The organism is Microbacterium sp. LWO13-1.2, from assembly GCF_038397725.1.
In the GTDB taxonomy this organism is placed as follows: domain Bacteria; phylum Actinomycetota; class Actinomycetes; order Actinomycetales; family Microbacteriaceae; genus Microbacterium.
Window position 1 is genome coordinate 2,429,125 of sequence record NZ_CP151634.1, and the last position, 16,522, is coordinate 2,445,646.

At 67.7% G+C, this 16,522-nt stretch carries 16 protein-coding genes; 10 read left to right on the plus strand and 6 right to left on the minus strand.

All coding sequences use genetic code 11. The annotated features are described in order from the left end of the window. Position 1: 1 nt before the first annotated feature. Together MRBLWO13_RS11420 and MRBLWO13_RS11425 are read right to left on the minus strand one after the other, a co-directional pair. Complete coding sequence (locus MRBLWO13_RS11420) at positions 2-1,162, minus strand: mandelate racemase/muconate lactonizing enzyme family protein (RefSeq protein WP_341974120.1); 1,161 nt, start codon at positions 1,160-1,162, stop codon at positions 2-4. 94 nt (positions 1,163-1,256) lie between these two features. Then, complete coding sequence (locus MRBLWO13_RS11425) at positions 1,257-2,060, minus strand: IclR family transcriptional regulator (protein ID WP_341974121.1); 804 nt, start codon at positions 2,058-2,060, stop codon at positions 1,257-1,259. 229 nt (positions 2,061-2,289) lie between these two features. Between MRBLWO13_RS11425 and MRBLWO13_RS11430 the strand changes: the two genes are divergently transcribed. The 3 genes from MRBLWO13_RS11430 to MRBLWO13_RS11440 are packed head-to-tail and all read left to right on the plus strand — an operon-like array spanning position 2,290 to position 5,452. Beyond that, entirely contained in the window at positions 2,290-3,222 is a 933-nt protein-coding gene (locus tag MRBLWO13_RS11430) for a sugar ABC transporter permease (RefSeq protein ID WP_341974122.1), read from the plus strand. Next, positions 3,222-4,079 (plus strand): carbohydrate ABC transporter permease, encoded by an 858-nt coding sequence (locus MRBLWO13_RS11435; RefSeq protein WP_341974123.1) that lies wholly within the window; start codon positions 3,222-3,224, stop codon positions 4,077-4,079. The genes MRBLWO13_RS11430 and MRBLWO13_RS11435 overlap by 1 nt, the downstream gene beginning before the upstream one ends. A 53-nt stretch (positions 4,080-4,132) precedes the next feature. Continuing rightward, the gene (locus MRBLWO13_RS11440; RefSeq protein WP_341974124.1) at positions 4,133-5,452 is read left to right on the plus strand and encodes a hypothetical protein; all 1,320 of its coding nucleotides are present in this window, start codon (positions 4,133-4,135) and stop codon (positions 5,450-5,452) included. 190 nt (positions 5,453-5,642) lie between these two features. Here the strand turns inward: MRBLWO13_RS11440 and MRBLWO13_RS11445 are convergent, their stop codons facing one another. Beyond that, the gene (locus tag MRBLWO13_RS11445; protein WP_341974125.1) at positions 5,643-6,362 is read right to left on the minus strand and encodes an SDR family oxidoreductase; all 720 of its coding nucleotides are present in this window, start codon (positions 6,360-6,362) and stop codon (positions 5,643-5,645) included. Continuing rightward, complete coding sequence (locus tag MRBLWO13_RS11450) at positions 6,359-7,276, minus strand: dihydrodipicolinate synthase family protein (RefSeq protein WP_341974126.1); 918 nt, start codon at positions 7,274-7,276, stop codon at positions 6,359-6,361. The genes MRBLWO13_RS11445 and MRBLWO13_RS11450 overlap by 4 nt, the downstream gene beginning before the upstream one ends. A 111-nt stretch (positions 7,277-7,387) precedes the next feature. Here MRBLWO13_RS11450 and MRBLWO13_RS11455 point away from each other — a divergent pair, with 111 nt between their 5' ends. Further along, the gene (locus MRBLWO13_RS11455) at positions 7,388-8,266 is read left to right on the plus strand and encodes an SMP-30/gluconolactonase/LRE family protein (protein WP_341974127.1); all 879 of its coding nucleotides are present in this window, start codon (positions 7,388-7,390) and stop codon (positions 8,264-8,266) included. Next, positions 8,263-8,907 carry a bifunctional 4-hydroxy-2-oxoglutarate aldolase/2-dehydro-3-deoxy-phosphogluconate aldolase gene (locus tag MRBLWO13_RS11460; protein WP_341974128.1) on the plus strand — a complete coding sequence of 215 codons (645 nt, stop codon included), beginning with the start codon at positions 8,263-8,265 and terminating at the stop codon, positions 8,905-8,907. The genes MRBLWO13_RS11455 and MRBLWO13_RS11460 overlap by 4 nt, the downstream gene beginning before the upstream one ends. 76 nt (positions 8,908-8,983) lie before the next feature. Here MRBLWO13_RS11460 and gndA read toward each other — a convergent pair whose 3' ends face one another. Further along, positions 8,984-10,432: an NADP-dependent phosphogluconate dehydrogenase gene (gene gndA, locus MRBLWO13_RS11465; RefSeq protein WP_341974129.1), complete on the minus strand. Its 1,449-nt coding sequence runs from the start codon at positions 10,430-10,432 to the stop codon at positions 8,984-8,986. A gap of 60 nt (positions 10,433-10,492) precedes the next feature. Next, the gene (locus MRBLWO13_RS11470) at positions 10,493-11,383 is read right to left on the minus strand and encodes an NAD(P)-dependent oxidoreductase (RefSeq protein WP_341974130.1); all 891 of its coding nucleotides are present in this window, start codon (positions 11,381-11,383) and stop codon (positions 10,493-10,495) included. A 101-nt stretch (positions 11,384-11,484) separates the two neighbouring features. Here MRBLWO13_RS11470 and MRBLWO13_RS11475 point away from each other — a divergent pair, with 101 nt between their 5' ends. From MRBLWO13_RS11475 to MRBLWO13_RS11495, 5 genes are all read left to right on the plus strand, one after another. Beyond that, complete coding sequence (locus MRBLWO13_RS11475) at positions 11,485-12,543, plus strand: D-2-hydroxyacid dehydrogenase (protein ID WP_341974131.1); 1,059 nt, start codon at positions 11,485-11,487, stop codon at positions 12,541-12,543. A gap of 20 nt (positions 12,544-12,563) precedes the next feature. Continuing rightward, on the plus strand, positions 12,564-13,358 hold the full coding sequence (locus MRBLWO13_RS11480; protein ID WP_341974132.1) for an IclR family transcriptional regulator: 795 nt from the start codon (positions 12,564-12,566) through the stop codon (positions 13,356-13,358). Positions 13,359-13,557: 199 nt separating this feature from the next. Beyond that, positions 13,558-14,976, plus strand: coding sequence for an MFS transporter (locus MRBLWO13_RS11485; RefSeq protein WP_341974133.1), 1,419 nt, complete (start codon positions 13,558-13,560; stop codon positions 14,974-14,976). Next, complete coding sequence (locus MRBLWO13_RS11490) at positions 14,973-15,758, plus strand: SDR family NAD(P)-dependent oxidoreductase (protein ID WP_341974134.1); 786 nt, start codon at positions 14,973-14,975, stop codon at positions 15,756-15,758. Before MRBLWO13_RS11485 ends, MRBLWO13_RS11490 begins: the two co-directional genes overlap by 4 nt. Positions 15,759-15,823: 65 nt before the next feature. Next, on the plus strand, positions 15,824-16,489 hold the full coding sequence (locus tag MRBLWO13_RS11495) for a fumarylacetoacetate hydrolase family protein (RefSeq protein WP_341974135.1): 666 nt from the start codon (positions 15,824-15,826) through the stop codon (positions 16,487-16,489). Positions 16,490-16,522 lie beyond the last annotated feature (33 nt).

Genomic DNA, 16,522 nt, shown 5'->3' on the forward strand with positions numbered 1-16,522 from the left:
CTCAGCGCCGCACGAACTCCTTGATCACGTTCTCGTCGACCGTGACGCCGAGGCCCGGCCCGGTGGGAACGACGAACCCGCCGTCGGGCTTCACTTCGAGCGGCTCCGTGAGGATCAGGTTGGCGACGGGCAGGGTGAACGGCTGATACTCGAACGCGAGCAGCGACGTGGCGCTCGCCGCGACGTGCACGCCGGCCGCCATGGCGATACCGAAGGCTGCGGAATGGTGCGGCGCGACCTGAACATGGAACGCGTCGGCGACGGCCGCGATCGCGAGCCCTTCGGTGATGCCGGTGCGGCCGATGTCGGGCTGGGTGAGGCCGACGGCTCGGCGGGTGAGCCAGTCCGTGAACTCGAAGCGGCTCCGCATCGCCTCGCCGATCGCAACCGGAGTGTCGATCGACGAGGCGAGATCGCGGTGGCCCTCGACATCTTCGGGCGCGAGGGGCGCCTCGAAGAACCAGGCCTTGCGTTCATCCAGCTCCCGTCCGAGCGCCTTGGCCTCGCCGAGTCGATATGTCCAGTGCGCGTCGAGTGCGACATCGAGGTCCGGATGCACGGCGCGGATCGCGTCGAAGGTCGCAAGGTCGGTGTGCAGGTCGGTGCCGAGGTGCAGTTTGATGCGTCGCACACCCGCTTCGACGAGCTCAGCCGCGCGCTCCGCCCGATCGGAATCGTCGATTCCGCGGATGCCGGACACATAGGTCGGCAGCGTCTCGGTGAATCGGCCACCGGCGAGTTCCGAGACCGAGAGGCCGGTGGCGTGACCCCAGAGGTCCCACAGCGCGATGTCCACGGCGGCCATCGCGTCGGCCTGGTGGCCGGTGAGGTGCCCGCGTTCGCGCATCGATTCGGACATGCGGTGCCAGAGGGTGCGCACCGATCGCGGATCCTCGCCGAGGATGAGCGGGGTGAGCAGGTGATCGACGATGGCCGCGGCGACTTCGGGTGCGACGGGAGCGAGGGCTTCGCCCCAGCCCACCAGGCCGTCATCGGTCTCGATCTTCACGAGGAGGGTCTCGTATCCGGGGGAGTACAGGCTCCGCCACGGCGGCCTGATCATGTACCCGCGGTGCTCGATGGCCGTGTCGCCGGCGTACGAGTTGTCGGCATCCTCCTTCGACAGGAAGAGGGGGAAAGTCTGGACGCGCGTAATTTTCACAAGGGTCTCCGAAGACATCGATGGGAAGAGAAGCCGTCGACGTCTGTCGCGGCGGTGAAGACGAAGTGCCGCGACGGGCGTCGCGGCAAGGAACTCAGAGCGCCGCGAACGCCGCCGCGCTGCGGGAAGGGCTGTACCCGAGGGCGACCGAGATCTCGTCAGCGGCTTCGATGAGCTGCAGCGCGAGCTCCTGGTGGGGTGCGTGCAGGTCGAGCACCGACAGCGGCCCGCTCGCGGAGAGACCGGCGATGATCTCACCGGCCCTGTTGTGGATCGGGGCGGCGATGCACGCTCTCCCGAAGGCGAGCTCCTCGATCTCAGTGGCGTAGCCGCGGCTCCGCGTCTCTTCGAGGGCGAGCTGCATCGCATCGCGATCGACGATCGTGTGCGGAGTGAACCGCTGCGGTGTGTGGTCGAAGTACTCGTCCACCTTGCTGCTCGGCATTCCGGAGAGCAGAGCCTTGCCGAGGCCGGTGGCGTGCAGGGGGCCGGTGCGACCAGCCATCGCGAACGACTTGGGCGCCAGAGCGCCCTCGAAGTTGCAGAGGTAAGTGAAGGTGAAGCCGCTGAGCTCCGCGACGTTCACGCCGATCTCGATGCGGCGGGCGAGGTTCTGGGCGATCTGGCGCGAGGCGCGGAAGAGCGGTGAACCGTTGAGCGCGATCGTGCCGAGCGAGATCGCGGCAGGACCGAGTCGATAGAGGCCGGTACGGCCGTCCTGGACGACGAACTTCATGCGGTCCAGCGCAGACATCATGCGAGAGACCGTCGACTGCCCGAGTCCGGTGAGCGTGCAGAGCTCGGAGACTCGCAACTCGCCCGATTCCTCGGTGAAGCATGCGAGCAACGACATCGCCCGTTCGACGGTCTGGGTGCCGCCCACCGATTCCGATGCCATGTGAATCCTCCTCCATAGTGTCGCCGCCCCGGGCGACGCTGCGACTCGACGCCGCTGCCAGTCATCCTAGTGAGACAAATGGCACCAAGCAACACAAATGTGGGTGTCTTATGCATTTTGTGGATTTCGAATCCGCAATGTGGTTGACTAGCCGCACGTCAACGTCGACGACTGTGACGACGACGTGCAGGGCCCCGTACGGGGTCGCCCCTACCCGAAAGTGAATGCAATGCCACAAGCCATCCTCGAGCGGCCCGCGAGCCGCGAGCGGGTCGAGCCACGCTCCGGGCGACGGTCCACGCTGGGTGCGAAGGACCGCACCTTCGGTTTCATGATCGCACTTCCCGCCGTTCTGCTCTTCCTCGTGATCGCGATCTTCCCCCTTGTCTCGAGCATCGGCACGAGTCTCTACGACCAGTCGCTGCTGCGCCCTGAGCGCACCTTCGTCGGATTCGGCAACTATGTCGCCATCTGGGACGAGTTCGCGGCCAGGCTCGGCACCACCCTCGTGTTCTCGACGCTCTCCACGATCTTCCCGCTCATCCTCGGCCTCGCGCTCGCGATTCTGCTGAACGCGCGCATGAGGGGTCGCAATATCCTGCGCGGTGCCCTGATGCTGCCCTGGCTGCTGCCCGGCGTCGTCGTCTCGTTCCTCTGGGCGTGGATCTTCAATGACAGCTACGGCGTCGTGAACCATGTGTTCGCGATGTTCGGGCTGCCGGAGATCAGCATGCTCGGCAATCCCACCGGTGCGATGGCCGCGGTGGTCATCGCGAAGACCTGGCACTCGTTCCCCTGGATCATGGTCGTCGCGCTCGCCGTGCTCCAGACGCTGCCGAGCGAGCAGATCGAGGCCGCGACGATCGACGGTGCCACGCGCGCGCAGCGCTTCCGGCACATCTCCCTTCCGCACATCGCGGGGCCGGTCGCGCTCGTCACCGTTCTGGAGTTCATCTACAACTTCGGCAACTTCGACACGATCTTCGTGATGACGGGCGGAGGGCCGGGGAACTCGACCACGACCCTCGCCGTCAGCCTCTATCACCTCGCCTTCGGCAGCTACGAGCTCGGCAAGGCCTCTGCAATGGGTGCGCTGTGGCTTGTGCTGCTGGCCATCATCTCGAGCGGCTATCTGCTCCTCAACCGACGACTGGAGAAGTGATGCGCGGTAGTCGCGACATCGGCGAGTCGATCATTCGCCCCCATCTGTCCATCCCAGGGCGGGTCCTGCTGGTGCTGCTCGCTCTGTTCGGCCTGCTGCCGGTCTACTGGCTGACTGCGACGGCGTTCACGAAGAAGGAAGACGTCTTCGCGCTCGACCGCCCGTTCTTCCCGGTCGACCCGACCTTCGAGAACTTCATCGGATTCTTCCAGAACGACGCCCTGTTGAAGAGCCTCGTGAACAGCATCGTGGTCTCGACAGGCACAGCGGTTCTCGCTGTTCTCGTCGGTGGGCTGATGGCGTACTCGCTCTCGAAGTTCCGCTATCGCGGTCGTAACGCCATGATGTTCATGTTCCTGATCGGACAGCTCATCCCCGGGGCGCTGCTGCTCATCTCGCTGTATCTGATGCTGAGCTCTGCGGGATTGCTGTACACCTACGCGGCACTGATCATCTCGTTCACGACGTTCACGTTGCCGCTCACGGTGTTCCTGTTGAAGGGCATCATGGACGGACTGCCCGACGACATCCTCGAAGCCGCGAAGGTCGACGGGCTCTCCCGCACGGCGACGATGTTCCGCATCGTGTTCCCGCTCGTCGTGCCGGGTCTCATCACGGCCGCGATGTTCGCGTTCATGCGCGGTTGGAGCGACCTCCTCTTCGCGCTCACGCTCGCCGGCCCCGACAAGCAGACTCTGCCGGCCGGGCTCACCCAGGCGTTCATCCGGGAAGGCACGGCCGATTGGCCGGCACTCATGGCGGCTTCCCTGATCACGTCGCTGCCGCTCGTCATCATCTTCATCCTCCTCCAGCGCTACTTCGTGTCCGGCCTCGCCGCCGGCGCGGTCAAGGGGTAGCCATGCGACACCGAAAAGTCAGAACCGATCACCCCGACGAAGGAGCAGTTTCCATGAACATCTCGAACTCGCAGTTGAGCCGCCGCGCCTTCCTCGGCGGCAGCACCGCCCTGGCCGCCTTCGGCGTCCTCGCCCTCGCCGGCTGCGCGACACCGGCAGCGCCCGGAACCGGAGCCGGAGCCGGAGCCACTGCCAACGCCGCGACCAAGGCCAAGTCGATCAACTTCTACGGCAACTCGCTCGGCGAAGAGGCGCTGAAAGCAGCCTGGCAGGGGATCCTCGACGGCTTCTCCAAGGATGCCGGCGTGAAGGTGGCCCCGGTCATCTACCCGTACGATCAGGCCGCCACGCAGCTGGCTCTCACCGGTCGCTCCGGCAAGCTCATGGGCGTAGGGCAGTCGGGTGGCTGGCAGGTGCTCACGCCGATGAACGTGCTCGCCGACCTGTCCGAACTGGCGGAAGGTCTCGGCATCCCGCAGGGTGTGCTCGATTCGTACACCATGGACGGCAAGCTGCTCGTCCTGCCGCTGACGGCTGCCGGGATCGGCATGATCACCAATGGTGAGATCGCGAAGAGCGTCGGCATCAAGTCGGGCATGACGGTGGAGAAGTTCGCGACGGCGCTGGAGAAGATCAAGGCGCAGGATTCGTCCTTGATCCCGTACGCCGCGGTCACGAAGAACCCCGACCTGAAGGATGCCGTGCACTGGATGTGGGGCTTCGGAAGCGATGTCGTCACTGACGACCTCAAGTGCACCATCGGTGACGCGGAGAGCGTCGAGGCCATGACCTGGTACAAGTCGCTGCTGGATGCCGGCCTCACCCAGACCAATGTCGCCCGAAGCGACGCTCGCATCCTGTTCGCGAGCGGCCGTGCGGCGCTCTACGACGATGCCCCGCTGGCCTCGACCTTCGTCAAGACGAACGGTGCTGCCCAGAACATCATCGACAACATCGGCGCGATCGCCCGGCCGACCGCCGGAGGCAACGACTCCTACAACCGCGCCTGGGGTGGCGGCCTGTTCGCGAGCGCGGGCGAGGGAGAGCTGACGAGCCTCGAGTTCATCAAGTACGCGGCGACGAACGTCAAGGCGGCGACAGCCCTCTACGAGAAGTCCGCGGTTGCGCCGGCGGCCAAGAGCGTCGCCGACCAGATCCCGTCGCTCGCAGCGGACAAGTTCCAGGTCGCCTTCCGCACCGAGGTGTCGGAGCACGCCAGAGGCGCGGCATGGGATCGTGTCGCGGTCACAGCGCAGATCGACGCGGCGATCGGCGGCGGCGTCGCGACGATTCTCGCCGGTCAGGTCGATGTGCAGGCCGGTCTCAACGCGCTGAAGAAGGAAGTGCAGGGGCTGCTCGACGCGAACTCCTGAGCTCGCCTGCTGCTGACGCTCGCCGCACTCGGATCTCCCCGGGTGCGGCGAGCGTTTTGTCGTGGGCATCGCACCCGGGCAGAAGGTGGTGGGGGAGAAGGCCGGAGGGGAGAAGGCCGGAGGCGAAAACGCCGCTGGCCCTGAGTCGTCGCAGAGACGGCTCAGGGCCAGCGGGTGGATGCGGAGGCGGTCAGAGCCAGCGTTCGCGCAGTACCGGCTTCAGCCATGCGGCGGGGGAGGAGATCGACAGTCCGCCGTCGACGGCGATCGACGTGCCGGTGACGAACGACGCGGCGTCCGACGCGAGGAACGCCACGACCGATGCCACCTCCTCCGGGCGTCCGATCCGACCGAGTGGGTAACCCTCGCTCTCCCCGGTATCGGTCGCGGAGATGCTGCCGGGCTGCACGGCATTGACGCGGATGCCGCGTGGGCCGTAGTCGAGGGCCAACTGTCGCACGAGTCCGTCGACGCCCGCCTTCGCCGCGGCATAGGCGGGCAGGGCGGGAGCGGCGAGGGAAGAGTTCACGGAGGTCACCGCGACGATCGACGAGCCGGGAGCCAGGCGTGGCAGCGCCGCACGGGCGACGAAGAACGCGGAGTCGAGCGTGGCGCCGAGCGCTCCTCGCCAGTCATCGTCACTCGTCGCGTCAGCGCGGCCGATCGGCATGCGCCCGGCGGCGAGAACCACGACGTCGAGCCGTCCGAGAGCCTGCTCGGCATCGGAGACGGCACGTTCCGCGGCATCCGACCTGCTGCAGTCGGCCACGAGGTAGCGCTCGAAGACGGCGTCTGCCGAATCTTCGAGGCCGACGCCGATGACGGCGTCCCCGCCGGCGGCGAAGGCGCGCGCGATCGCGAGGCCGATATCGGAGCTGCCGCCGATCAGCAGCACGCCGCGGCGAGTCACACGCGCACCTTTACCGGCAGCGGAGGAAGAGCGAGCTCCTCGACCACGAGGTCGACGGCCGCGCGACTACCGGCGTCGAGGCGAGCGGCGGGGTAGCGCACCGTGGCGTGCTCGATGATGCCACGCGCGACGAGCACCTCTTTGTGCACCGCCCATGCGATGCCGCCCTGCAGCCCTATCAGCACGAGGGGGAGCATACGACGAAAGCCCGCCCGTGCCTCGTCGACGCGCCCGGCGATGAAGTCTGCCAGCACAGGACCGAGCAGGTCGGGGAACTCGCAGGCGGGCATCGTCCCCACGGCGCCGCGTGCGTACTCCTCGAGGCAGAACTGGGCGTTCTGGCCGCCGAGCACAGCGAAATCGGCATCCTTGATCGCGTCGACCACCGCGCCCACCTTGGGAGCTGTCGGCGGCGCCTCGACCTTCACCGAGTCGACCCCGTCGAGGCGGGCGAGCTCGGCGATGAGCGACGGAGTCATGCTGACGCCCGTGACGCCGGGGGCGTCCTGCACCATGACGGAAAGCGACGTGGCCGCAGCCACCTCTCCGTAGAAGTCGACGAGTGTCGCCGCCGGCGGCTTCACCATGAAGGGCGGGAGAACCATGAGCGCGTCGGCGCCGCCCTCTTCTGCGAGGAGCGCCTGCTCGATCGAGGTGGCGGTCGAGGTGCCATTGACGCCCGCGATGACCGGGACACGGCCCTCGACGAGCTCGACGACATCACTGAGGATGGTGCGCCTCTCCTCGGTGGTGAGCGCGAACCCCTCGCTCGCCATTCCGAAGACGGCGACGCCGTCCACGCCGGCGGCGAGCTCGAATTCGACCAGGCGGCGCAGGCCATCGCGGTCGAGGGCACCCGTCTCATCGAACGGGGTTGCCAGAATCGGCATCAAGCCGTGGAGTTTCAGAGCCATCAGCTGTTTCCCCGCTTCAGCATTGTCATTTTCCTGTTTTCGCAAGTCGTATGCATATTGTGAGATAGTCTGCCACATAACGGTTGCAGCCACCACTGAAAGTTGACCCGGATGCCGCGCTCACATCTCTCCAGAAACGTCGAGATCATCTCCGACGTTCGATACGTACAGGCCGAATCGCCCCGCTGGGACGGCCGTGACGGCAGCCTCGCCTGGATCGACATGGCGACGGGTGCGTTCCACCGCGGCCGCCTCGAGAACGGGATGGTCATTCCCGGGTCTGCCGTATCGGTCGGCCGTCAGATCGGTGCCCCGGCACCGCTCGCCGAGCCGGGGGCCGGCTGGGTGGTGGCGGTCGACCGCGACATCGTTCATGTCAGCGACGAGGGTGTCGTGTCGTCCCTTGCGACGGATATCGCCGCGCCAGGGCACTACATGAACGACGGCGGCGCCGATCCGTCCGGCCGCTTCTGGGTGGGGAGCCAGTCGATGCCGCGGGCACCGCACTGCGCGCTGTGGAGCTTCGGCCCGGATGGCGTGGCGACCGAGAGGCTCAGCGGGGTGACGGTCTCGAACGGACTCGCCTTCGATCACACCGGCTCGACCCTGTATTACATCGACACGCTTCCGAACCGCAGTATCGAAGCGTTCGATGTCGCGGCGGATGGTCAGCTCTCCGGCCGCCGGACGATCTGCCGCGTCGACGGAGGCAATCCCGACGGCATGACGATCGATCTCGAGGGCATGCTCTGGGTGGCCGTATGGGATGCCGCAGAGGTGCGTCGCTATTCACCGAGCGGTGTGCTGGTGCAGACGATCGAGCTTCCGGCGAAGAGGCCGACCGCTGTCGCTCTCGTCGATCGACTGCTCGTGATCACGACCGCAAGCATCGGACTGCCGCAGCCCGGCGAGGCGGATGGCGCGTTGCTCGGTGTCGAGGTCGAGATCGGCGGGACTCCGGCCCTGCCATGGGGCGGGTCGGGGCGATGAGCGTCGTCGACAACGCAGGGCTGCGGGAGCGGGTCGCGGCGAGCCGACTCATCGCGATCATCCGAGGAACGGATGTCGATGCCACAGTGGCGACGGCACTGACCCTGATCGATGCCGGCATCCTCACTCTGGAGATCGCTCTCACCCTCGATGACGCCGAAGCGGCGATCGCTCAAGTCGTGCAGGACGCACCGGTGGAAGCTCTCATCGGCGCGGGTACCGTGCTCGACGAGGCCGATGTCGACCGTGCCGTGTCTGCCGGTGCGCAGTTCATGGTGACGCCGACGCTCACCGCCTCGGTCGAATACGCGGTCGGGCAGGGCATCGGTGTACTTCCCGGCGTCTACACGCCCACCGAGATCCAGCGGGGGATGGACCTGGGCGCGGCCGCAGTGAAGCTGTTTCCGGCGTCTGCGCTCGGTCCCGGCTTCATCCGCGCCGTCCGCGATCCCTTCCCGGAGGCCAGGATCATCCCCGTCGGCGGCGTCACCGTCGACACGATCAGCGGCTACCTCGCTGCCGGGGCGTTCGCTCTCGGTGTGGGCGGCCCGCTCGTCGGTGACGCGGCGACCCCGGGGGGAGACCTGAGTGCGCTCGCCATGCGGGCGCGGGCGTTCGTCCAGGCGGTCCAGGCCAGCTGACCGGGCTTCTTCCTTTCGTCGTCACAGAGAGAGGGGCCGGGAACCTTGCGGTTCCCGGCCCCTCCAAACGGTGACGTCAGTGCGTGTCTTCCGCCTCGATCTCGGTGCGGTCGCCCGACCACTGCGTGTGGAAGGTGCCCGGCTTGTCGATGCGCTTGTAGGTGTGCGCTCCGAAGAAGTCGCGCTGTCCCTGGACCAGAGCGGCCGGCAGGCGGTCTGCCCGGATGCCGTCGTAGTACGACAGCGACGACGAGAACGCGGGCGCGGGGATGCCGGCCTCGGCGGCCGCGACGACGACGCGGCGCCACGCGGACTGGGCGCGTCCGAAGACCTCGGCGAAGTACGGGGCGGTCATCAGCACCGGAAGCTCCGGCTCAGCGGCGTAGGCGTCCGCGATGCGGTTGAGGAACTGGGCACGGATGATGCAACCGCCGCGCCAGATCTTGGAGATCGCACCGAGGTCGATGTTCCAGTCGTACTCGGCGGCGCCGGCGCGGATCTCGTCGAAGCCCTGCGAGTAGGCGACGATCTTGGAGGCGTACAGCGCGAGGCGAACGTCCTCGATGAAGGCGTCGTGGTCGGTCACGGTGAACTCTTCGTCCGGGCCGGGAAGAGAGCCGGCGACGGCGCGCTGTTCCGGGTGCGAGGAGAGCGAGCGGGCGAACGTGGCCTCGGCGATGCCGGAGACCGGCACGCCGAGTGACAGGGCCGTCTGCACCGTCCAGGCGCCGGTGCCCTTGGCGCCGGCCTGGTCGAGGATGACATCGACGAGCGGCTTGCCCGTTGCTGCGTCGACCTGACGCAGCACCTCGGCGGTGATCTCGATGAGGTACGACTCGAGCTCGCCCGCGTTCCATTCGGCGAAGATGTCGGCGATCTCGGCCGGCGACTTGCCGGTGCCGCGGCGGATGAGGTCGTAGGCCTCGGCGATGAGCTGCATGTCGGCGTACTCGATGCCGTTGTGCACCATCTTGACGAAGTGCCCGGCGCCGTCGTGGCCGACATGCGTCACGCATGCTTCGCCCTCGGCGATCGCGGCGATCGAGGTCAGGATCGGGCCGAGCGTGACCCACGACTCGTCCGAGCCGCCTGGCATGATCGACGGACCGGTGAGCGCACCCTCTTCGCCGCCGGAGATGCCGGCGCCGACGAAGTTGATGCCCGTCTCGCGGACCGCCTTCTCGCGGCGGATGGTGTCCGGGAAGTATGCGTTGCCGCCGTCGACGATGATGTCTCCGGGCTCGAAGACCTCGACGAGGGAATTGATCACGGCGTCCGTCGGACCGCCGGCCTTGACCATGATGATCGCGGTGCGCGGCTTCTGCAGCGAGTCGGCGAACTCCTGGTAGGTGTGGGCAGGGATGAATCCGGCCTCGGGGTGCGCGTCGAGAACACCCTGGGTCTTCTCATAGCTGCGGTTGAAGATCGCGACGGTGTTGCCCTCGCGACTGGCGAGATTGCGGGCGAGATTCGAGCCCATGACGGCGAGTCCGACGACTCCGATGTTCGCTGATGCTTCGGGCACTGAGGAGCTCCTCGATCGTGAAGAAGTGGGGGTGACTTTCAGCGTATCGCTGTGTGCGGGTCAATGCGTTTCTGTGTCGCGGGATGCCACGAAGCGGCGGGTGACGGCGATGTCGCGATCGCCGAGCCCGGCGGCCACGAGCTCATCGAACGCATGGCGCAGGGTCGGCAGAAGCACAGCAGACGTTTCGGTGGCTTCCGCGATGTCGGCCGCGAAGCGCAGGTCCTTCAGCATGTACTTCGCCATCCCGCTCGGCGAGTCGTCGCCGGTGACGAGCTTCTCCCGGCGGCTGTCCAGCAGGCGGGATCCGGCGTAGCCGCCGGAGAGCAGAGTCCACATCGCATCGAGGTCGAGCCCGGAGCGCTCGGCAAGGACGGTCGCCTCGCCGAGCGCCAGGATGGTGGCCGAGACGACGAGTTGATTGCAGGCTTTCGCGACCTGGCCGGCACCGAGCGGGCCGAGATGAACGGGGCGACCGCAGGCGGTCAGAATCTCCGCCGCTCGTTCGGCATCCTCCTCGGCACCGCCGAGCATGATCGACAGGGTGCCGGCCTGAGCGCCGTCCTCACCGCCGGACACCGGACAGTCGACGACGCGCACGCGCCCGTCGGACTGCGTGTGCAGCCGGTCGGCGAGAGCGCGGATTCCGGGTGCGGACGACGTCGATCCGATCAGGATCAGAAGGTCGCCGGTTCCGGCGAGGAGACCGTCCTCGCCGTCGAGAAGCTCTTCGAGCTGCGGGAGGTCGGGGAGCATGGCAAGCAGGACGTCGACCTGGGACGCGAGTTCGCGGGGCGTGTCGGCCCACGAGGCGCCGGCCGCCATGAGCTGCGGCTGCGGGCGCCGTGCGTGGATGACGAGTGCGCCGCGTGCGGCGAGGAGATGCTCGGCCATGGGGTGCCCCATAGCGCCCAAGCCGATCACGCCGACGGTGGCTGGAGAGGAGGACATGGCGACATGGTACCGAACATCCAGCTGATCGAACAGTGTTCAGCGGAATGGATTTACGCTAGAGTGAGCGGATCGAGAGTCTGCCCGAGGAAGGGACCAGCATGTCGGAGATCAAGAACAGGCTGCGAGTCGTCCTGGCGGTGCCGCTGTCGGAGGAGCACTGCCGGTTGATCGAGGAGCTCGAACCGCGGGTGGAACTCGTCCGCGATCACTCTCTCATGCATCCCATGCGCGGACCGGCCGACTGGTCCGGTGACCCCGATCATGTACGCACTCCACAGGAGCAGTCGGCATTCGACGACATGGTCGATTCCGCCGACGCGCTGTTCGGCATTCCCGATGTCGATCCTGCGGCACTCGCGAGAACGGTCGCCGCCAACCCGCAGTTGCGCTGGGTGATGACCACCGCTGCCGGCGGGGGCAGCCAGGTCAAGGCGGCCGGACTCGCCCGCGAAGCGCTCGATCGCATCGCGTTCACGACCAGTGCCGGTGTGCACGGCGGTCCGCTCGCCGAGTTCGCGGTGTTCGGCGTCATCGCCGGAGCGAAAGGTCTTCCCCGGCTGCTGGCCGATCAGCGGGCGCGCACCTGGCCGGAGCGCTGGGAGATGCGTCAGGTCGATGAGATGACCGTTCTCATCGTGGGCCTGGGTGGCATCGGCACCGAATGCGCCCAGCGTTTCCATGCGCTCGGCGCCCGAGTCTGGGGCACGACGCGCTCCGGCGAGCCCGTCGACGGCGTGGACCGGTTGATCCCGCTCGACGAACTCGTCGACGCGGCAGCAGAAGTCGATGCCATCGTCGTGACGCTCCCCGGCACCGAGCAGACCCATCACCTCGTCGGTGCGGGGGTGCTCGCCGCGGTCCGACCCGGCACGATCCTCGCGAGCGTCGGACGTGGCACGGTGATCGATGAGGACGCACTCCTCTCGGCCCTCGACGACGGGCGCATCGGTTTCGCCGCCCTGGACGTGTTCGAGAAGGAGCCGCTCGATCCCGCATCGCCGCTGTGGTCGCACCCGCAGGTTCTGGTCAGCCCGCATACGGCAGCGCTGAACTCCAAGGAGGAGGAGCGGATCGCGCGGAGGTTCGCCGAGAACGCGGCGCGCCTGCTCGATGGCGCACCGTTGCGCGCCGTCGTCGATACCGTCGAGTTCTACTGATTTCCAGCAGGGGGCGAAGAGTGGCGAGCGAAGACGATCCGCGGGAGGCCCGTGACCCGGCGCCGGCCGTCAGCAGGAGCATCCGCCTGCTCGGAATCCTCGCGGAGGCCGACCGGCCCCGTACGCTGACGGAGCTCGCGGCCGATCTCGGACTCGCGAAGTCGTCGACAGCGAATCTGTGCCTCGCCCTCGAAGCGGGCGGGATGGTCGAGCGCACGGCGCTGGGCTACCGACTCGGGCTGCGCACCGCGGAGCTCGGCGGTGCCTACGCCGCGCAGTTCAATCAGATCCGCGAGTTCTACAGCGTGTGCGAGAAGTCGCCGACGCTGTCGGCCGAACTCGTCCAGGTAGCCGTTCTCGACGGAGCGGATGCGCTGTACCTCGCGCGTTACGAAGGCTCGAGATCACTCCGACTGGGTACCCCGCTCGGCTCGAGGCTGCCCGCGGCGCTTTCTGCGACGGGGCGGGCGCTGCTCGCGGCGATGTCGGATGCGGAAGTCGTCGCGTTGATCGGTGCGGATGCCGAGTTCCCGGCGCTCACCGAGCGCAGCACGACGACCATCGAGGGTCTTCTCGAGGTACTGGGGACCGCGCGTCGTCGCGGCTGGGCGCTGGATGCCGAGGAGTCGTTCCGCGGCATCGTCGGCGTCGCGGTGCCGCTCGACGGCTGGGCGCCGTCCGATCCGCCGCTGGCCCTCGGCGTCGCGATCCGCGCCATGGATGCCGACTACGAGCGGATCGAGCGCGTCGGTCAGGCGCTGCGCGACGCCGCCGCAGCCCTCACGAACCCGTTCAGCGCCGCCGCTCGCCGCTGATCCCGAGGCGCCGCGCGATCGCGATCGGCGGGTCGCGATGTTCGTCGTGCCCGCGATCGGTGGGTGCCGATGTCCGTCGCGCCTGCCGGCAGGCCGGGGGACGAGGGGCCTGGGCCGCGGTGGCTGTACAAAGTATTGAACATGGGCCAACCCGCTGGTACAGTCATCTCAACGCCGCTGGCGAAGCCGATCGAAGGAGATGGCAATGACCGACTTGCGCACCACCGCGAAAGCCCCGTCCGATGACCCCGAGTACGCCGCGAATCTTCGCCGAGCCACACTTGCGTCGAGCATCGGCAGCGCGCTGGAGTATTTCGACTTCGCCCTGTACGGGCTGTCGACGGCGTTGATCTTCAACGTCCTGTTCTTCCCGCAGGGTGATCCCGCGATGGCGACGGTGCTGGCGTTCGCGACGTTCGGGGTCGGCTTCCTCGCCCGCCCGTTCGGTGGCCTCTTCTTCGGGGTGCTCGGCGACAGGCTCGGACGCAAGTGGGTGCTCGTCGCAACGATCCTGCTGATGGGCGGTGCTTCCACCGCGATCGGTCTGCTGCCGACCTATGAGGCGATCGGGATCTGGGCGCCTGCCCTCCTGGTCCTGCTGAGGCTGCTGCAGGGATTCGGAGCCGGTGCCGAACAGGCCGGCGCCACCGTGCTGATGGCCGAGTATGCGCCGGTCAAGCGCCGCGGCTTCTTCTCGGCGCTGCCGTTCGTCGGCATCCAGGCCGGAACCCTGCTCGCCGCCGTCGTCTTCAGCCTGATCACGCTCCTCCCCGAGGACCAGCTGCTCAGCTGGGGGTGGCGCGTGCCGTTCCTCGCGTCCTTCCTGCTGATCCTGATCGCACTGTTCATCCGGATGCGGTTGCGCGAGACCCCGACGTTCATCGAACTCGAGAAGCACGAGCAGATCGCCGATCGACCGATCAAGGAGATCTTCACGCACGGTCTTCCCGGCGTCATCGTCGGCGTCGGGCTGCGGATGGCCGAGAACGGCGGTTCGTACATGTTCCAGAACCTGAGCCTCGCGTTCTTCGTGGCCGTCGTCGGCCCCACCGCAGACAAGAGTCTCCTCACCTGGGGCGTCACGCTCGGTTCGCTCATCGGCATCTTCTCGGTGCCGTTCGCCGGTCACCTGTCCGATCGCTTCGGGCGGCGCACGGTCTACCGCTTCGGCGCCGTCTTCATGCTGATCTACACCTTCCCCGCATGGTGGATGCTCTCGCTCGGCAACCACGCGCTGGCGATCGGCGTCATCGCTGTCGGCATCGGCGTCGCGGTCAACACCATGCTCGGACCGCAGTGCGCGATGCTCCCCGAGATGTTCGGCAACCGCCACCGCTACCTCGGCGTCGCGATGGCGCGCGAGATCTCCGCGGTGCTCGCCGGTGGAACGGCCGGTGTCCTCGGCGCCTACCTGATCGCGGTCAGCGGCGGCAACTGGGTGCTGCTCGCGATCTACATGCTCGTCCTCGCCGTCATCACCACCGCATCCACGTTCCTGGTGCCGGAGACCCTGCGCCGTGACCTCACCCGCATCGACGACGCGATCAAGGTCTCGCGCAACGAGGGTGGCGACGATGTGTTCGCCACCACGGTCACCATCAAGGCTGTCGCACCGTGACCGGCCTGCCGGCCGGCCTCGGCGCCTTCGATCTCACCGGGCGCACCGCACTGATCACCGGATCCAGTCGAGGAATCGGCCGGACGCTGGCCGAGGGCCTCGCCGCCGCCGGCGCGCGCGTGATCGTGCACGGGCGTGACGCCGCGAAGGCGGCAGCGGCCGCTGCCGAGATCTCGGCTGCAACCGGGATCGACGCTCGCAGTGTCGTCTTCGATGTGACGGATGCTGCCGCGGTGGACGCCGGGATGCTCGAGGTCGAACAGTTGATCGGCACCCCCGACATCCTCGTCAACAACGCCGGCGTGCAGCGGCGGGCTCCGATCGCGGAGTTCACGGATGAGGACTGGGATGCGCTCGTGCAGACCAACCTGTCCGGCGTCTTCCACCTCTCACGGCGCGTCGCACGCGGAATGATCGCGCGCGGCTCCGGCAAGATCGTGCAGATCGGGAGCGTGCAGTCGCAGCTCGCCCGCCCCTCGATTGCGGCCTACTCCGCGACCAAGGGCGCGATCGTGATGTTCACGAAGGGGCTGTGCGCTGACCTCGCCCCTCAGGGCATCCAGGCGAATGCGATCGCACCCGGCTACTTCGCCACCGAGCTCACCAGCGCGCTGGTCGCCGACGAGCAGTTCTCAGCCTGGGTGCGTGGGCGCACGCCCGCGGGCCGCTGGGGCGACACCCGCGATCTCGTCGGCGCGCTGGTGTTCCTGTCCAGCTCGGCCGGCGACTTCGTCAATGGCCAGACGCTCTACGTCGACGGCGGCATGACGGCGGTGATCTGATGCGCATCGGCCGAGTGCTGACCGCGGACGGCCCCCGTCACGTCAGAGCAGAGGGTGACCGCCTGGTGCCAATCGAGGATCCGTATGCCGCGTACGCCGCGGGGCGCATCCCGGCCGATGACGGGGAGGCGGTCGCGGGGGAGTTGCTCGCACCTGCCGTTCCCGTGGTCGTGATCGGCGTCGCGCAGAACGGGCCGGAGCACCACTCGCCCGTTCAGGCCTGGCTGAAGAGTCCGCGCACGGTGACACCGAGCGGAACGGCAGTGTCGTTGCGTCGGGACGCGGGCGCGGCTGTGGCCGAGGGTGAGATCGCCGTCGTCATCGGCAAGGCGACCCTCGGGTTGACGGCGCACAACGCGCATGAGTACGTCCTCGGTGTCACGGCCGTCAACGACCTGTCGAGCCCGGACCGCGCCGAATGGGATCCGCGCAACTTCGAGTCGAAGTCCGGCGACGGCTACACGCCGCTCGGTCCCTGGATCGATACGGACGCCGACATCGACGATGTCGCCCTCACCCTGGAGATCGACGGCTCGATCGTCGCCGAGACCGGCAGCCGTGAGCTGCCGATGGCGATCCGCGACTGCCTCGCGTACATCGCCGCCTGGTCGCCGCTCGGACCGGGAGACATCGTGATGACGGGGGCGCCGCACTCGCAGGCGCGGGTGCTGCCAGGACAGACGGTCACGGTGACGGTCTCGGGAGTCACCCTGGTCACACCCCTGGTGTGAGCGGAGAGACCTGTGAAGATGAACGGGAACGGA

Coding starts and splice junctions, on each gene's coding strand:
- MRBLWO13_RS11425 (WP_341974121.1), bottom strand. CDS start 2,060: ATGGCATCGGAATCGGTGGGCGGCACCCAGACCGTCGAACGGGCGATG.
- MRBLWO13_RS11430 (WP_341974122.1), top strand. CDS start 2,290: ATGCCACAAGCCATCCTCGAGCGGCCCGCGAGCCGCGAGCGGGTCGAG.
- MRBLWO13_RS11435 (WP_341974123.1), top strand. CDS start 3,222: ATGCGCGGTAGTCGCGACATCGGCGAGTCGATCATTCGCCCCCATCTG.
- MRBLWO13_RS11440 (WP_341974124.1), top strand. CDS start 4,133: ATGAACATCTCGAACTCGCAGTTGAGCCGCCGCGCCTTCCTCGGCGGC.
- MRBLWO13_RS11450 (WP_341974126.1), bottom strand. CDS start 7,276: ATGGCTCTGAAACTCCACGGCTTGATGCCGATTCTGGCAACCCCGTTC.
- MRBLWO13_RS11455 (WP_341974127.1), top strand. CDS start 7,388: ATGCCGCGCTCACATCTCTCCAGAAACGTCGAGATCATCTCCGACGTT.
- MRBLWO13_RS11460 (WP_341974128.1), top strand. CDS start 8,263: ATGAGCGTCGTCGACAACGCAGGGCTGCGGGAGCGGGTCGCGGCGAGC.
- MRBLWO13_RS11470 (WP_341974130.1), bottom strand. CDS start 11,383: ATGTCCTCCTCTCCAGCCACCGTCGGCGTGATCGGCTTGGGCGCTATG.
- MRBLWO13_RS11475 (WP_341974131.1), top strand. CDS start 11,485: ATGTCGGAGATCAAGAACAGGCTGCGAGTCGTCCTGGCGGTGCCGCTG.
- MRBLWO13_RS11485 (WP_341974133.1), top strand. CDS start 13,558: ATGGCAATGACCGACTTGCGCACCACCGCGAAAGCCCCGTCCGATGAC.